Here is a 15,646-nt window from a genome sequence, read left to right as displayed (position 1 = left end):
CTTGAAGCTGAAATTTGAAAATGTAGATGTGGAACAATGCCTGCGCTCTGTAATGGAGCGGAACACAAAGCATTATCAATCTGATTTTGAATTTGATGTGGGCAGCATGGAGCGTATCGCTCAAACAAAGCACCCGGAGCGTACCCCGCTGTACTGGATGTCCCGCCCCTCCGGGACATGGTGCTTTCGGGAGCGGGATGTTTTTATCCGGGATTCCGATGCGTTTTACACCTGGCAGTTTTACAAAGATACCCGTGATACGATCCTCGCGTACACAGTGGAGATCACCGGCATGGAAGGTGCTGCGATCAAGGGAAATCTCTATACGCAGGATTACAGGGTTATGGCGGAGCATATTGAACGGACCGCCCTCCCCGCTGCGGCGGTGATTGTCCAGTTTGAAGGCCAGAGCGAGCCAATGGAATTTAGTTATGCGTATTACCATGAACATAGGCTGTCCCTGCACGCCCAATTTGGCAAGGCAGAAAAATTCCGGATGGAGCCGGCTGTTCCGGGCCTGCTGCGCGGGATTCTGGCAAGTGAACAGGAATACCGGCATAACTTTATACCCGGCGTGTTTGAAAATCACCTGGATCAAATGATCGCGGCGGAAAAGCGTTCTGTCACTCACTTTCTGAAAGAGGCCGCCGCAAATACTCCGCGCCCGGCTCCTAATAAAAAGACAAAGGAACAGCCCCAGCGATGAAGGCACCGAAAGAAAAACGCAGCGCCCAGCTTCACATTTTGATTTCAGAACAGGAAATGGATAAGATCAGGGAACGCATGGCACAAACCGGTATTACAAATACCTCTGCCTTTATCCGTAAAATGGCGATTGACGGATATGTGATTAACCTGGATCTGTCCGAAGTCCGGGAGCTGACCCGGCTGCTTCGTATCTGCTCCAACAATCTGAACCAGTATGCTCGGAAAGCCCATGAGACCGGCAGTATCTATGCGGTGGATATTGCAGATCTGCAATCCCGCATGGATGGGCTTTGGAAAATTGCAAAAAAGCTGCTGACGGAATTTACAAACATTCCATGAATATTCAAAAAAACGGTTGCTTTTCTGTGTCCCGGAGCGGTAGAATTTTTATAGAAAGAGAAAACCTGTTTTTGAGAAGGGAGGCCATCGTATGGGCGCTGCTTTACTGGCTGTTGGCATAGAATTGTTGATCGGCATTGGAATTGGACTGATCGTGACGGTGATCGGGCTGTTCTTTGGAAACATCATTGTTTTTGACAGCATTGCGCTGGCAATCCTGGCGGGATTTCTTTCCCACGGGCTTTTAGGCGTCCATCCCGCCCTGGCGATTGTGATCGGTATTACTGTCCTGCTGGGGCTTCTCCTGCTTCACCGCACCCGCCCCGGTTTCTGGCTGATCGGTGGTGTATTGTCTGTTGTATGGGGATTTATTTTTGCTACCATGGCTTATGAGTTTTCCGGCAAAGATATGGTATGGACCTATGTGGTGTGGGCGCTGGGGGCGGTACTGGTCTTTGCCCTTCACCTGCGGGCACGGTATAAAATTGCATAAGGTAAGGATTTGGCCCGCCGATCAACCGGCGGGCCGCTTTTTTTATTACATTGAAATGTTTTGACAGCGTACATTTTTCAAAGGAGGTGGGCAATGGCGACCACAAGGCTGATGCCCTTGCATATCGGAGAGGGACGCTCCTTCTCTACCGCAATCGAGGACATCATTGATTATGTAGAAAATCCAGAGAAAACCGACTATGGGAAGCTGATTTACGGTTTTGCGTGTGATACCCGTACAGCGGATGCGGAATTTACTTTAGCCAAGCGGCAGTATATCCACCAGACCGGCAGAGTCCGGGGTGCGGATGACGTGATTGCCTACCATTTCCGGCAGGCATTTAAGCCGGGTGAAGTGACGCCGGAAGAAGCCAACCAGATCGGCCAGGAGCTTGCCATGAGGCTGACGAAGGGAAACAACGCTTTTATCGTCTGCACGCACATAGATAAGCACCATGTCCATAATCACATCATCGTGAGCGCGGTAAATCTGGAATGTACCCGGAAATTCCGCAACTTCTGGGGTTCCTCCTGGGCTTTGCGCCGGATCAGCGATAAGCTGTGTCTGGAGCATGGCCTTTCCATTGTGGAAGATCCCAAGCCCAGCCGCGGCCATTATGGGAAATGGCTGGGCGATGGAAACAAACCGCTCTCCTTTCAGAACCAGATCCGGCAGGCTATTGACGCCGCCCTGGAGCAGTCCCCCTCCACCTTTGAGGATTTCCTGAAAATTCTGGAAGCGTCCGGTGTGGAAGTCACCCGGCGCGGGAAATCTGTGAACTTCCGTGTTCCCGGCCAAAAGAAGCCTACTCGCTGCAATACTCTGAAAGGAGATTATACCGAACAGGCCATACGGGAAAGGATTGCCGGAACTTATATTCCCTCTGTTCAGCCCAAGCGGTCCCATTCTTCGGTAAGGATGCTGATTGATATTGACGCCGCAATGCGTTCCGGCAAAGGCGTCGGTTATGAGCGTTGGGCCAAAGTATTCAATGTGAAGCAGCTTGCGAAAGCTGTGGCTTACCTGAAAGAGCACGGGGATATGAGCTATGAGGACCTTCAAGCAAAGGCCCAGGCCACGACTTCCCGGTTTAATGAGCTTTCCACGTAGATCAAGGATATGGAAAGCCGTTTATCTCAAAATGGAGAATTGCAGAAACAGATTGTCAACTATTCTAAAACGAGGGCTATCTATATTGAGTATCGAAAAGCCGGTTACAGCAAAAAGTTCCGAACTGAACATGAGGCTGACATTCTGATCCATCAGGCGGCAAAGAAATACTTTGACAGCCTGGGTGTGGAGAAGTTGCCTACCATAAAAGCTATGCGGGAAGAATATGCCGAAGTGCTGGAAGCCAAAAGGAAAGCCTATGCGGAATATAAACAGATACGGGAAGAAATGCGGGAGCTGCAGAATGTGAAAGCTAATATTGACTATCTGCTGGGACCGTCTGCAGAAAGGGCACAGGAAAAAGAACATTCATAAAGGCATGGTATAATAAAAAAGCAAATTCTTTTTCTAACTCCACCTTTGTATGTTACACTACCAGCATTTTATCATCCGTCTTGTCCGGGTTTTAGATGTAGTCAAGTGCCGCTTTCAAATTTACCTTGATAGGATGGATCTTTGTAATTGCCATATCTGTGCCAGCGCCCCCTTGATGTCCTCAACGTCCTGCGCGTACACAGCTCCGATACTGTTGATACGCCGCGCAATCTGGTTGACGTTGACGCCGATTTTTTGCAGCTCTGCGGTCTGCGCCCGGATGTCGCTGGTGTCCATGTGGACGATATACCCGTCAATCAGCATTTTCCGGGCATAGGGCGAGAAATTCTTTGTGCCGAGCTGGGCCATTTTCTGTTGGAGCAAGGCCCGTTCTTCCGGCGTCACCGGGACGCGCTGCACGATTTGATGCTTTCGGTTTCTATAATTCATATTTGCCCAATGGAATGTTGCTATATGCAGGTAAATTGATTTTTATAATTCATATTCCAGTTCTTGCTTTATTCGAGCAAAAGAACTATACTAGTGTTTGCGGAGGTATGAACATGGACTATATGACTTTGAAAGAGGCAAGCGAAAAATGGGGCGTGACCCCTCGACGGGTAAACTACTATTGCGCTGCGGGCCGTATTCCTGGCGCCGTAAAAATGGCAACGATCTGGCTAATACCCAAAGACGCGGAAAAGCCAATAGACGGTAGGATGAAAAAAAGCAAGGAGGCCAAATAGATGGCTGTACTTTTAATAGCAGAAGATGAAAAAGATATGCAAAACATTATTGTCGATTTTATGCAACAAGGCGGACACTCTTGCATTTTAGCTAATGATGGAGTAGAGGCACTTTCCATTTTGGAAAACAATACGGTTGATCTTATCATTTTAGATATTATGATGCCACGATTAGATGGATTTACTGTATGTAAATTTGCGCGGAATATATGTGATGTACCCATTATTTTTCTTACTGCCAAAGGCGAAGAAAATGACAAACTCAAAGGCTATGAATATGGTGCAGATGATTATGTTACCAAACCATTTAGTCCCAAAATACTGTTAGCCAAAGTCAATGCGTGGTTGCGTCATGCAACTGCAACTAATTCACAGGACATTTTATCTGCGGGAGAAATAATGCTATATCCATCGGCTCATACAGTCATTGTGTCTGGTAATGAAGTTGAGCTTACTCATAAAGAATACGAACTGTTGCATCTGTTCTTGCAGAATAAAAATCAAGTGTTCTCGCGTGAGCAGTTGTTAAACCGTATTTGGGGATTTGACTTTGAAGGAAATACACGAACTGTCGATTCACACATCAAAACGCTCCGTCAAAAGTTAGGAACCGAAGGGCGTCATATTGTGACACTAATTCGTTCTGGCTATAAGTTTGAGGTAAAACCATGAGCAATTCATTTAAGTCAGTTGAAAAAAAATATTTTGCTTTCTCAAGAACTATACGCTTTGTTATTACAGTTTTGTATCCTATTATGTTCCTCATAGCACCGATAGAGTATAAATTCCTGCTGCCTTTTATTTGGCTGCTTTTATTTCTTGGCGGAGAATGGCTGCAAGAGATTTACTTGCATCGCATTATTGTGGTTCCACTGGGGAGCATTACTGATACTGCACAGAAACTTGCAAATCTTGATTTTATGACGGTGTGTGATATTCAGTCTAATGATGAATTAGGCAGTTTATCAAATAGTCTAAATACTTTGGCCTCAAACTTGCAAAATGCTTTGGACGAATTAAATAAAGCCAACAAACAGTTAAAAAAAGATGTTCAGCATGAAAGGATACTGTTAGAACAACGAAAGGAATTAGTGGATTCTTTATCGCATGAAATGAAAACACCTCTTGGCTTAATACAGGCTTATACTGAAGGATTAAAAAACGAGATAGATAATGATAAGCGCAGAAAGTATATGGATGCTATTCTGGCCGCCACTGAGAGAATGAATTATACAATCATTTCCTTATTAGATTTATCTGCATTAGAGGCCGGAACCACCGTTCTAAAGGAAACTCTTTTTGATTTTGTTGAACTGACAGAGGAAGTAGGCGGACGGTTATTGCTTGATGTTCCTTGTGAAAGATACAATTTTACTTATGAACTACCAGAGCGGGAAATTATTGTTTATGCGGACCGGCGTAGAATAGAACAGGTACTTGAAAATTTAATCAGCAATGCAAAAAAATATGTATGCGAAAACGGAAACATTCATTTAGCCGTAAAGCAGGAAAATTCGACAATCTATTTTTCTGTTTTCAATCAGGGAAACACTATTCCAGAACAGGAGATCTCCCAAATTTGGTCAAAGTTCTATCGGGGGAAATGGACGGGACAAAGTGGTAATGGTCTTGGTCTTGCCATTGTCTCTAAAATATTGACCATATATCAAGTTCCATTTGGAGCTATCAATCATACTGATGGAGTGGAGTTTTATTTTCAATTTCCGATTGCAAACAAATAAGCCAATCAAAGCCTTGCTTTCCTTTTAGGGGCAGGGCTTTATTTTTTTACACGGATTTCACATCAAACGCACTTCTATTCCAAGCCAGCAAGATACACTGTATCCACTAAATAAACAGGAAAGGAAGTGTCTTGATGCCGCAATATATTTTGCAAACAAAAGAATTGTGTAAAGAATTTGCTCATACTGCTGCGGTCAATCGTGTTAGCATGAATATTCAGCAAGGCGATATATATGGCTTCATTGGTGAAAATGGAGCGGGAAAAACAACTTTTATGCGTATGGTTGCAGGACTTGCCTCACCCACATCTGGCACAATCAAGTTATTTGGGCAGGAAAATTTGCAGGCCGGAAGGCACCATATTGGTTGCACGATTGAAAACCCCGCTCTGTATAAAAATATGACAGCAAGAGAAAATCTTGAAATCTTCCGCCATGCTTTCGGCGTAAAAAATACCAAAAGTACAGATAAAGTATTGTCTCTCATGGGGTTGGCGGACACCGGAAGAAAGCGTGTCGGAGATTTTTCGTTGGGCATGAAACAACGCTTGGCGATTGCAGTTGCCCTTTTGGGCAATCCTCAGTTTTTGATTTTGGACGAGCCAATTAACGGGTTAGACCCTGTTGGAATACAAGAGCTGCGTAATTTGTTCGTGCAGTTAAACCGAGAGCAAAACATAACGCTTTTGATTTCAAGTCATATTTTGGGCGAACTGTCCAAAATCGCTACCAGATATGGAATTATTCACAAAGGTTCTCTTGTTTCAGAATTGTCCGCAGATGATTTAATGGATCAATGCGAGCGACACTTGATTATCCGAACTGACTGTGCTGATAAAGCGGCCAATATCCTACAAGCACAGTTGGGTATTACGAAATATAAAATTCTGACACCACACACAATTTCCTTAAAAGAGTATGTAGGACAATCAGAAGTTGTCAATAAGACTCTAATACAGAATGGCCTTGTTCTTTTCGAGTCAACAATCTATGAGGATAGTTTGGAGGATTACTTTAATTCGATTATAGCAGGAGGTGAGAAAAATGACTAATCTGCTGCGGTCCCAGATTTACAAATTATTTCACAATACGATATTTTGGGCGGGGGCCGGCTTAACTATTTGCTCGGTACTGTTTTATGCTGTATTTGAGAGCATGAAAGCCGAAACAGTTGCTAACGGAATGCCCCTATTTCAGTATTATAGTATCCTTTTCCAGAATTACAGCACAGGGCTTCCCGTTTTGATTTTCTGTGTGGTATTTGCTTCGGATGATTTTATGAGTGGCGCTGTTCATTACTATATTTCAAAAGGAATTTCGAGAACTCAATACTATTTGTCCAAAATGACAACCTGTGCATTTGCTGCCACTCTATATGTCGTAATTGCGGGCGTAAGCGGAACTATAATCAGTCAAATACTATGGCATAATCTTGATGGCTTACTTCAAATAAATACATTACAGTTGTTATTTTTCTTCTTTAGCCAAATCATACTCCATGCCTCTTATGCGAGCTTTCTGGTGTTTACCTGTTTTTTATTTAGGAGCAGCGTAATTTCCAGTGTAGTCAATATGTTTTTACTGATTTTTGGGTTTTACATTGTTCATCGTATTGAAGATGCAATCTGGAACAGTTATGTGATTTCGATGTATTGGCCGGTAGCAATGTTCCAAAGAGTGCAAGTAATGACGGTGGCTGAATGGTTTTCTGTTGTCGCAGCTATTTTTGTAATATACGGAGTGCTGTTGACTTGTATTGGAATTATCATTATGAAAAAACGAGATATAAAATAAGCAATCTGCTGGAAGATGGTAAAGAAGCATCTGAAAAACTTTTTTTGGGGGGGTGATAGCATGGGAAATTAGCCGTTCTGGATTTGAAAGATTCCGGCAGGCAAATCGGTGAAAAGCTATTTGCCCTTCTTTCTCCCAGCCAAAAGAAGGAACTGGTTCAATTTGTTCGTGACTATGAGACTGGCGATACTCCGGCTGATGTCCCATGCCCAACTCTCTTTCAAGGCCAGTATTTTAGCCCACAGCAGGCCGATCAGCCATTGACGGAAATCCGAGAAGGTGATTTGTATTTTTGCTTGGAGCAGCGCCTTGTTACTGTGCGAGGGCAGGCAATTCCGCTGACAGTAAAGGAATTTGATATTTTTGCTTTGCTCATATTGAATCCAAAGCGAGTGTTCACTTATGAAATGCTACTGGATTTGGTATGGCATGAGGACTACACCTACTATTCCAGGAAGGCAATCAACAACCATGTAAGCAACCTGCGAAAGAAAATCAGGATTACACCGGATCTGCCGGACTATGTAAAAAGCGTTTATGGAATAGGCTATAAATTCGATATATGAAAAAGGAAAGCTGCAGAGCAATTATCAACTCTGCAGCTTTCCTTTTGAAGATTTTTTAGCGTCCGCAGGACGCGTGGCCGTCACCGAAGGTGGCGATCTTGGGGGCTTGGGGGTTATCCCTCAACAAGCATTTTGGCCGGTGCGATCCGGTCAAAATCGCAAAACATGTATATGTTTGCATTGCTTGCCCATTTGTACAAGACCTATTTTATAAGCCTTCGGTATTCTCGTGGTAATAATCCAGTAACACGCTGGAATTGTTTTGCAAAACTTTCCGGCCGATCATATCCAACCGCTTGTGCGATCTCTGCGATGCTTAATTCTGTTCCCATAAGGAGGTGCTGGGCCTGTCCAATCCTTTTCTGCAAAATATAATCATAGAGCGTACAGCCGAAACATTCCTTAAAGGCAGCTTTTAACTTCGTCTGCCCCATAAAAGAAATGCGACACAATCTCTCAATCGGAACAGAAAAGGCATAATGGTTATCCAGATAAGCCGCAACTGCGGAAAGGTTCTCCTGATCCTGCTCCGTCAGATGCAGCTTCTTTTTCTTCTCCTGATTGCTTTTAGCCCGCTCCATAATTAAAGAAACCGCTTCTAATATTTTGCCTTCATAAAACATCTTTGCCGTAAGACCCGTTCCCCGGTATCCTTCGATTTGCTTTAGCAGAACAATCAATTCAGGGAAATCCGTTCCGATCTGCATTTTACGAAATGCTTCGCTGGGATCAATGTATTCTCCTGGAAATTTCTGCTGCAAATACCGTTGATAAAACTCCGGCATGATCGTAAAACTGATACTCTGCAAAGGAATGTTCTTATGATAAATCGCCTGATAGACCTTGTCTGCCTGCCCGATTTGTGCCTGTAAACTGTTAGGAGAAAGCTGGCGGTAAGGATGAAATTCTTCACCTGACACAGAGGTGTAATAAGTAACAGACAAAAATTCCGGTTCTGGACACTCTAACATAATGTCATCGAGAAAAAGAAAATCTCTGATGGTGATTTCAAACATATTTTCATAAAAATAGACCCAAAAATGTCCTTGCCCCTTATCTGCCTGTAAAGTGTAACAGGTAAATTCATTATAAGGCTGCCTGTGTTCGTTATCTAAGAAGAATCCTCCATCAGAAAGCATGGAATGATACATTTCTTTTAGATGTTTCATTATCGTCACCTATAAATACGCCGTTTGGACGAACTTATACGCCGATACGACGCTCCTTTCCTAAATCCATTGTGAAAACAAAAGTCTCGTACTATACTTAAAAACGGCGATTAGCCAGAGCTAACCACTTGATATTGTAGCACATACCTGTTGTTTTCACAAGGTAAAGGAGGTGAAAATATGCGGATGAGATTTAAGGCGTCAATGCCGGATCCCCGCATTTTAATTATACAGATTGTCGTGGTGGCGGTATTGGCATCAGTATTTCGGAATCTGCTCGCATTATTTCTTTTAGTGCTGATTGTAGATTTCCTGCTGTTACTTCAATGCGGGTGGGCGGTATTCTGGAAAAACCTTCTGTCCTATGCCGCTATGCTGCTGATACTGTTTGCGCTGCAAGAAATATACATTCCGATTATTTCGGATTTGTTTCCGCTTTTCCTTTTGTTGATGGCGAGGCTATATCCGGCGTATTTGGCAGTGAGGGTTCTGATTGAAAAAGCACCAATGGATGAACTGCTTTTCTCATTGGAAATCTGGCGTGTTCCAAAATTAGTGTTGATCCCGTTGGCAGTTATTTATCGTTACATACCAACGATATTGAAAGAGATCGGATACATTCGGGAAAGCCTTAAAATGCGGAATCTCCATTCCTCTATGTGGGATAAGGTATGCCATCCGATGCAAAATGCAGAAAACTTTTTTGTGCCGCTTTTATATCGCAGCGAAAAAATTTCGGAAGAATTGTCTGCCGCTTCAATCTGCAAAGGGCTTAGCACAAAAAGAAAACGAACGTGCTGCACGAAAGTGAAACTAAGGGTAACAGATTCTATCTACTTGCTTTGTGTTGCGCTCCTTGCGGCAGGTTTAGCATTTATCAACTATCATGTGATTTTACTTTAGATGGGAAGGAGGCATAAGCATGAACCAGCCTGTCATTGAATTTTCAAACTTTAGTTTTACCTATCATAATGCTGACTCAGAAAGTCTGACAGGGATTGATTTCATCATTCGTAAGGGTGAATTTATCCTTTTGACAGGACATAGCGGCTGTGGCAAGACCACATTGACCCGCTGCATAAATGGGCTTATCCCGGATTTTTTCGAGGGAGATCTTTCAGGGGAATGTCGTGTTTGCGGTATGGATATTGCAGAACATGAAACAGGTGAGTTTTCACCGCTGGTCGGTTCGGTATTTCAAGACCCACGTTCTCAGTTTTTTACACTTCATGTTAAAACGGAAATTCCATTTCCAAGCGAAAATCTGGGAACACCTATGGATAAAATGCAGGAGCAATATGAAAAAGCGGTGGACGTTTTACAAATTCAGGGCTTGCTCGGAAAGAGCATTTTTGACCTTTCCAGCGGCGAAAAGCAGAAGGTAGCCATTGCGTCCATCTATATGGTGGGAGTCGGAATTTATGTCTTAGACGAACCATCGGCCAATCTGGATTCGGAGGGTACAGAGCAGCTTCGTCAAGTATTAAAATCCCTCAAAGAGCAGGGCAACACCATCATCATTTCGGAGCATAAGCTCTACTACCTCAACGGGCTTACGGATCGTGTGCTGATTATGAAGGATGGAAAAATTGATAAAGAGATGGACGGCAGGGATTTTGACCGGCAGACAGCGGAATGGTTTACAAGGCATGGCCTGCGAAAATCCGATCTTGCACTGATTACACCAAAAGCCTACTACCCTGTAAAGGGAGATGTCTCCATTCAGATAAAGAATTTATCCTTTGGTTATCCAGGGAAACCCCTGTTATGGCATGATGTTACTTTCTCTGCTCATGGTGGCGAGATCATCGGTATCATTGGAAAGAACGGAGCCGGGAAAAGCACACTGATCCGAACACTTATGGGCCTTGAAAAGCAAAAGACCGGAAAAATTTCTATCAACGGAAGTTATTCCGGCAAGCAGCAGCGGCGAAAAAAATCTTTCTATGTCATGCAGGATGTAGATTATCAGTTATTTGCCCCGAATGTATTGGAGGAAATGCTGATGGGTACGAAAAAGACAGAGGCAGAAAAAGAACAGGCCATTTGCAAGTTAGAGAATTTGGGATTGGGAAAATTCTTGAAAAGACATCCAACAGCTTTATCTGGCGGACAAAAACAGCGGCTTTCTATTGCATTGGCAGAAATGAACCGTTTACCGCTTCTCTACCTTGATGAACCGACCAGCGGACTGGACGCAGAGAATATGAAGATTGTCCAGACTGAAATAAAAAAGCTGGCTGAAGGTGGCGCGTGTGTGTTTGTCATTACCCACGATTATGAATTTGCCGCAGAGCTTTTTTCTTCCCTTCTTCTTTTACAGGAGGATGGTACGATACAGTATCTTTCCCCTGATAAGTACAAGCCGGAAAACCTGGCTCAATATTTTCAAATTTCATTCTAAAAAAGGAGTGTGTCGCTATGAGAAATCAAACAAAAGAAAGTCGTAGATTGAAGGATTTAATCCGAATTGGCGTTTTCAGTGCGCTGTGGGTTGTGATTGGCTTCCTGGTGGCCTTTACGATTGGTTTTTTTCCACCAATTTTATTGGTTCTTCCCTGTGTCCTCGGAATTATCGGTGGGATTGTCTATGTTGTCATGTTATCAAAGCTGACAATCCCAGGTGGTATTTTAATCAGTTCATTTCTGCTGGGTATCTGCCTGTTTACGATGGCCCCTTATGGCATGATGTTCTTCTGCACTGTGGCTGGCGGTGTGATCGGAGAAATCCTTTATAGTGTTTTGGGGAGGCGTACAACCAAAGCAACGATGGTAGGTTCCTCCTTCGCTTTGGTAGGGCTGGCTCTCGGTGAATACATACCGTTCATCTGGATGCAGGACGCCTATCGTTCCATGCTGGTGAATGATGATTCCGGCCTTCTGGAAATTGCTGAATGGTGCATGAATATCGTTTCTGTTCCGGTCATGATTGTGCTGTGCGTGGCAACGGTTATCCTCACCTGTCTGGGCGTGCTTTGGGGAAATAAAATAGTAAAAAAACGTCTTTCCAATGCGGAATAGGCGGCAAAAAGGAGGTGAGGATTATGAGCAAAGAAAAAAAGCAAAAGACAGGCATCCCGCGTTTGCTGGAGATGGCTGGACAACGAAAAACTCTGATGATTGTCGGGGCTTCGCTTTCGACGATTGCGGCTTTGTTTCAGTTAGCTCCCTATCTGGCAGTTTATAAGGTTATGACGGAGCTTCTGCGTAATGCCGCAGATATTAGTCAGGTGGACACTTCCTATATGACTTTTTGGGCTTTATTCGGAATTGTCGGGTTGGTAATCTGCTATGTGTTTATGTATGTAGGCGGCATGATCGGTCATATCGCGGCTTATCGTACCCTCTATGGAATCCGTGTAAAGCTGTCCGAACATATCAGCGGATTGCCTTTGGGGTGGTTCAGCCGTAACTCTATCGGTAAGGTAAAGCAGATTGCGGAGCAGGATGTGGAACAGATTGAACTTTTCATCGCCCATCAGTTCCCGGATATGATTAGTACCATTGCTGTGATTGTATTTATGGTCATTGTGATGTTTAGCCTGAATATCTGGCTGGCCCTTGCCTGCATCCTGCCGATTATTGTCGGGTTTGTTGTGCAGTTCTCCTTTATGTTCGGCTCTAAGGCAAAAGAAGGTCTGAAGGAATATTACGATGCAATGGAAAATATCAACACATCATCGGTTCAGTATGTGCGGGGGATGCCTTCCATCAAAATTTTTGGTCAGACTGTGCGCTCTTTCCGAAAATTCTATGATGATATTATTGCCTACCGTGATATGACAACGAAATATGCGGATAACTATGAACCTTGTTATGTCCTGTTCCGTGTATTTGTACTTTCACTTTCCGCATTTATCATCCCTGTGGGGATGTTGTTTCTTACAGGAAATCCGCAGAATATGGCATTTGCCATGACATTGCTGTTCGTCTTGATCTTTGCACCGGGAATTGCAACACCTGTGTTTAAGTTTAACAGCTTCGGTTCCAGCTTCAACAATATCAATGAAGGTGTGCGGCGCATTGACGAAGTGTTAAGCACAAATGAGGTAAAAGAACCTGAAATCAGTAAAAAGCCCAATGAATATACGATTGAATTTCACAATGTATCTTTTTCTTATGAGGATGGGCCAAAGGTCTTAGATCATGTGAGTTTTACTGCCGATCAAGGAACAATAACGGCTCTTGTAGGGCCTTCCGGTTCTGGTAAATCAACGATTGCACAGCTTATTCCACGGTTTTGGGATGTACAGGAAGGCAGCATAACGATTGGCGGCATAGACATCCGGGATATGAGAACGGAAGATTTGATGAATACCATGTCTTTCGTATTTCAGGACTGCTTTCTGTTCTCCGATACGCTCTATAACAACATTGCTGTAGGAAAACCCGGCGCTACAAGAGAAGAAGTCTATGCGGCGGCAAGGGCAGCACAATGCCATGAGTTTATTGAGAAGCTGCCCCAGGGTTACGATACCTTAATCGGGGAAGGCGGTGTTTATCTATCAGGAGGCGAGGAACAACGTGTTTCTGTGGCAAGAGCGATCTTGAAAAATGCTCCGATCCTGATTCTTGATGAAGCAACCGCCTATGCTGATCCAGAGAATGAATTTCAAATGCAGTTGGCATTACAAGAACTGATTAAAAACAAGACAGTATTGATTATTGCTCACCGGCTGATGACCATTCGGAACGCCAATAAGATTATGGTCATCAATCATGGAAAAATAGAAGAAACAGGAACCCATGACCAACTTCTGGCAAATGAAAGAACCTATCATAAGATGTGGGCGGCCTACACAGCTTCGTCCGATTGGGAACTGAAAAAAGGAACAGATAAGGAGGTGGCAAAGGCATGAAAAAGACAAATCCTATTTATCAGGTGACGGCGGGAAATCCAAAGAAACTGAAAAAGCCGGTGATCTGGACGGTTGTTACCAATATAAATCTGTTTTCTTTTATGTTCCTGGCACTGTTTGTTATCACGATATATTCCTTCTTTGCCGGGGATGCCGGTTCGCTGGATATTAAGACTTTATGGCTTTCATGGGGAGGTATTTTAGCGACTTCCGTTGTGGTATATCTTTTGGAGCGCAAGGCTACTCATGCTACCTTCCATGACGGTTACGCAACCAGCGCGGACGGGCGTATCCGCCTCGCAGAGCATATCCGCAAATTGCCTTTAGGTTTTCTAATGAGCAAGGACTCCGGCGAATTGGGAAATACCATGATGAATGATTTTAGCCAGATTGAGGAAGGCGTTACCCACATTTTGCCGCAGCTTATCAGTGGTATCATCGTCGCATTTCTGGCTTTGTTCGGAATGGCTTTTGCTGATTGGCGTATGGCACTGGCTATGTTTGCCGGACTTCCTGTGACCTTCTTAATCCTTTGGGGTGTCCGTGTGATTGACCGCAAGCGCGGTGCTGCACATACAAAAGCAAGAATTGAACAAACGAACCGCTTGCAGGAATATCTGACCGGAATGAAGGTAATAAAAGCATATAACCTGCGGGGGGCGAATTTCAAAAAGCTGGAGCGGGCGTTCTACAATTTTATGAAAGAAAGCATTAAGCTGGAAGGTGTGTCTGGCCCGTTTTATCTGATAGCAGTTGCGTTTTTACAGATCGGGCTTTCCATGATTACAATGGCCGGTACTTATCTGCTTCTGGGAGGAACTCTGGAACTGCCAATGTTTATCATCTTCCTTTTAGTCGGTTCCCGTGTATTTGATCCGTTGGTGAGCGCAATTACTCAGCTCCCTGTATTTACTTATCAGGCTGCGGCGGGAAAGCGCATTGTAGATTTACTGGAAGAACCAACCATGCAGGGCGAAGGAGAAGCCCCGAAGGATCACGATGTTATCTTTGAAAATGTCACCTTCGGTTATGGGGAGGATGTTGTCCTTCACAATGTCAATGCGAGTTTCCCGAAAGGAACTATGACAGCGATTGTCGGACCTTCTGGCAGCGGAAAAAGTACAATGCTACGGCTGATTGCCCGGTTCTATGATCCACAGAATGGTATTGTTCGTTTTGGAGGTGTTGACGAAAAGACGGTTGACCCGGAAAAACTGATGTCTAAAATATCTGTGGTCTTTCAGGATGTATATTTGTTCCAGGATACCATCGGCAACAACATCCGCTATGGCCGGGAAAATGCCACGCAGGAAGAAATTGAAGCAGCCGCAAAACTGGCCCATTGTCACGATTTCATTATGGCTCTGCCAGATGGCTATGACACAATGGTTGGCGAAGGCGGCTCCACATTGTCAGGCGGCGAGAAACAACGGATTTCTATCGCCCGCGCAATTTTGAAAGATGCCCCTGTGCTGCTGTTAGATGAAGCAACTTCCTCCCTTGATCCGGAAAATGAAGTGGAGGTTCAGCAAGCCATCGAAGAACTCGTGAAAGACCGTACTGTGGTAATGATCGCCCATAAATTGAAAACGATTGCTGGAGCAGATCAAATCATTGTATTGGATCAGGGCGAGGTAAAAGAAGTAGGTACACATAAAGAACTAATGGATAATCATGGTCTATATCGGCATTTGTGGGATATTCAGCAGACCACAGCCGGTTGGCAAATCAATTAGGAGAAATAT

General features: G+C 44.0%; 16 protein-coding genes and 1 pseudogene. 15 read left to right on the top strand and 2 right to left on the bottom strand.

Annotated elements, in window-relative coordinates:
* Position 1: 1 nt before the first annotated feature.
* From B5F22_RS07280 to B5F22_RS07265, 4 genes and pseudogenes are all read left to right on the top strand, one after another.
* Positions 2 to 706 (top strand): hypothetical protein, encoded by a 705-nt coding sequence (locus tag B5F22_RS07280; RefSeq protein WP_087392055.1) that lies wholly within the window; start codon positions 2 to 4, stop codon positions 704 to 706.
* Positions 703 to 1,047: a plasmid mobilization relaxosome protein MobC gene (gene mobC, locus B5F22_RS07275; RefSeq protein ID WP_087392054.1), complete on the top strand. Its 345-nt coding sequence runs from the start codon at positions 703 to 705 to the stop codon at positions 1,045 to 1,047. Before B5F22_RS07280 ends, mobC (B5F22_RS07275) begins: the two co-directional genes overlap by 4 nt.
* A 91-nt stretch (positions 1,048 to 1,138) precedes the next feature.
* On the top strand, positions 1,139 to 1,540 hold the full coding sequence (locus B5F22_RS07270) for a hypothetical protein (protein WP_087392053.1): 402 nt from the start codon (positions 1,139 to 1,141) through the stop codon (positions 1,538 to 1,540).
* A 93-nt stretch (positions 1,541 to 1,633) separates the two neighbouring features.
* A pseudogene (locus B5F22_RS07265) lies at positions 1,634 to 3,025 on the top strand (relaxase/mobilization nuclease domain-containing protein).
* Positions 3,026 to 3,145: 120 nt separating this feature from the next.
* Here the strand turns inward: B5F22_RS07265 and mobC (B5F22_RS07260) are convergent.
* Positions 3,146 to 3,475 (bottom strand): plasmid mobilization relaxosome protein MobC, encoded by a 330-nt coding sequence (mobC, locus tag B5F22_RS07260; protein WP_087392052.1) that lies wholly within the window; start codon positions 3,473 to 3,475, stop codon positions 3,146 to 3,148.
* 113 nt (positions 3,476 to 3,588) lie between these two features.
* Between mobC (B5F22_RS07260) and B5F22_RS07255 the strand changes: the two genes are divergently transcribed.
* From B5F22_RS07255 to B5F22_RS07230, 6 genes are all read left to right on the top strand, one after another.
* Positions 3,589 to 3,771, top strand: coding sequence for a helix-turn-helix domain-containing protein (locus B5F22_RS07255; protein ID WP_087392051.1), 183 nt, complete (start codon positions 3,589 to 3,591; stop codon positions 3,769 to 3,771).
* Positions 3,772 to 4,443, top strand: a complete 672-nt coding sequence (locus B5F22_RS07250) for a response regulator transcription factor (RefSeq protein WP_087392050.1) — start codon at positions 3,772 to 3,774, stop codon at positions 4,441 to 4,443. It begins immediately after the preceding gene.
* On the top strand, positions 4,440 to 5,513 hold the full coding sequence (locus B5F22_RS07245; RefSeq protein WP_087392049.1) for a HAMP domain-containing sensor histidine kinase: 1,074 nt from the start codon (positions 4,440 to 4,442) through the stop codon (positions 5,511 to 5,513). Before B5F22_RS07250 ends, B5F22_RS07245 begins: the two co-directional genes overlap by 4 nt.
* A 134-nt stretch (positions 5,514 to 5,647) precedes the next feature.
* Complete coding sequence (locus B5F22_RS07240; RefSeq protein WP_087392048.1) at positions 5,648 to 6,565, top strand: ATP-binding cassette domain-containing protein; 918 nt, start codon at positions 5,648 to 5,650, stop codon at positions 6,563 to 6,565.
* Positions 6,558 to 7,307 (top strand): ABC transporter permease, encoded by a 750-nt coding sequence (locus tag B5F22_RS07235; RefSeq protein WP_087392047.1) that lies wholly within the window; start codon positions 6,558 to 6,560, stop codon positions 7,305 to 7,307. The genes B5F22_RS07240 and B5F22_RS07235 overlap by 8 nt, the downstream gene beginning before the upstream one ends.
* Positions 7,308 to 7,384: 77 nt before the next feature.
* A complete protein-coding gene (locus B5F22_RS07230) occupies positions 7,385 to 7,873 on the top strand; it encodes a response regulator transcription factor (protein ID WP_204210549.1) in 489 nt (162 codons plus the stop codon).
* Positions 7,874 to 8,076: 203 nt separating this feature from the next.
* On the opposite strand, the gene B5F22_RS07225 is transcribed toward B5F22_RS07230, so the two are convergent.
* Positions 8,077 to 9,042 carry an AraC family transcriptional regulator gene (locus tag B5F22_RS07225; RefSeq protein WP_087225124.1) on the bottom strand — a complete coding sequence of 322 codons (966 nt, stop codon included), beginning with the start codon at positions 9,040 to 9,042 and terminating at the stop codon, positions 8,077 to 8,079.
* Between the two features lie 180 nt (positions 9,043 to 9,222).
* On the opposite strand from B5F22_RS07225, the gene B5F22_RS07220 reads away from it, so the two are divergent.
* Genes B5F22_RS07220 through B5F22_RS07200 form a run of 5 tightly spaced genes read left to right on the top strand, consistent with a single transcriptional unit; the run spans position 9,223 to position 15,637 of the window.
* Complete coding sequence (locus B5F22_RS07220; protein WP_087225121.1) at positions 9,223 to 9,945, top strand: energy-coupling factor transporter transmembrane component T; 723 nt, start codon at positions 9,223 to 9,225, stop codon at positions 9,943 to 9,945.
* A 19-nt stretch (positions 9,946 to 9,964) separates the two neighbouring features.
* On the top strand, positions 9,965 to 11,446 hold the full coding sequence (locus tag B5F22_RS07215; RefSeq protein WP_087225118.1) for an ABC transporter ATP-binding protein: 1,482 nt from the start codon (positions 9,965 to 9,967) through the stop codon (positions 11,444 to 11,446).
* Positions 11,447 to 11,463: 17 nt separating this feature from the next.
* Positions 11,464 to 12,063 (top strand): MptD family putative ECF transporter S component, encoded by a 600-nt coding sequence (locus B5F22_RS07210; RefSeq protein WP_087225116.1) that lies wholly within the window; start codon positions 11,464 to 11,466, stop codon positions 12,061 to 12,063.
* A gap of 23 nt (positions 12,064 to 12,086) precedes the next feature.
* The gene (locus B5F22_RS07205) at positions 12,087 to 13,901 is read left to right on the top strand and encodes an ABC transporter ATP-binding protein (RefSeq protein ID WP_087225113.1); all 1,815 of its coding nucleotides are present in this window, start codon (positions 12,087 to 12,089) and stop codon (positions 13,899 to 13,901) included.
* Positions 13,898 to 15,637 (top strand): ABC transporter ATP-binding protein, encoded by a 1,740-nt coding sequence (locus B5F22_RS07200; protein ID WP_087225110.1) that lies wholly within the window; start codon positions 13,898 to 13,900, stop codon positions 15,635 to 15,637. Before B5F22_RS07205 ends, B5F22_RS07200 begins: the two co-directional genes overlap by 4 nt.
* Positions 15,638 to 15,646 lie beyond the last annotated feature (9 nt).

It is taken from the genome of Pseudoflavonifractor sp. An187 (assembly GCF_002160275.1).
GTDB classification, from domain to species: domain Bacteria; phylum Bacillota; class Clostridia; order Oscillospirales; family Oscillospiraceae; genus Enterenecus; species Enterenecus faecium.
The sequence above is the reverse complement of the archived record's forward strand: the minus strand, read 5'-3'. Positions and strand labels throughout refer to the sequence as shown.

Bases quoted from the DNA above. Each gene is read 5' to 3' on its own strand.
- mobC (WP_087392054.1), top strand. From the start codon at position 703: ATGAAGGCACCGAAAGAAAAACGCAGCGCCCAGCTTCACATTTTGATT.
- B5F22_RS07270 (WP_087392053.1), top strand. From the start codon at position 1,139: ATGGGCGCTGCTTTACTGGCTGTTGGCATAGAATTGTTGATCGGCATT.
- mobC (WP_087392052.1), bottom strand. From the start codon at position 3,475: ATGAATTATAGAAACCGAAAGCATCAAATCGTGCAGCGCGTCCCGGTG.
- B5F22_RS07255 (WP_087392051.1), top strand. From the start codon at position 3,589: ATGGACTATATGACTTTGAAAGAGGCAAGCGAAAAATGGGGCGTGACC.
- B5F22_RS07250 (WP_087392050.1), top strand. From the start codon at position 3,772: ATGGCTGTACTTTTAATAGCAGAAGATGAAAAAGATATGCAAAACATT.
- B5F22_RS07245 (WP_087392049.1), top strand. From the start codon at position 4,440: ATGAGCAATTCATTTAAGTCAGTTGAAAAAAAATATTTTGCTTTCTCA.
- B5F22_RS07240 (WP_087392048.1), top strand. From the start codon at position 5,648: ATGCCGCAATATATTTTGCAAACAAAAGAATTGTGTAAAGAATTTGCT.
- B5F22_RS07235 (WP_087392047.1), top strand. From the start codon at position 6,558: ATGACTAATCTGCTGCGGTCCCAGATTTACAAATTATTTCACAATACG.
- B5F22_RS07225 (WP_087225124.1), bottom strand. From the start codon at position 9,042: ATGAAACATCTAAAAGAAATGTATCATTCCATGCTTTCTGATGGAGGA.
- B5F22_RS07220 (WP_087225121.1), top strand. From the start codon at position 9,223: ATGCGGATGAGATTTAAGGCGTCAATGCCGGATCCCCGCATTTTAATT.
- B5F22_RS07215 (WP_087225118.1), top strand. From the start codon at position 9,965: ATGAACCAGCCTGTCATTGAATTTTCAAACTTTAGTTTTACCTATCAT.
- B5F22_RS07210 (WP_087225116.1), top strand. From the start codon at position 11,464: ATGAGAAATCAAACAAAAGAAAGTCGTAGATTGAAGGATTTAATCCGA.
- B5F22_RS07205 (WP_087225113.1), top strand. From the start codon at position 12,087: ATGAGCAAAGAAAAAAAGCAAAAGACAGGCATCCCGCGTTTGCTGGAG.
- B5F22_RS07200 (WP_087225110.1), top strand. From the start codon at position 13,898: ATGAAAAAGACAAATCCTATTTATCAGGTGACGGCGGGAAATCCAAAG.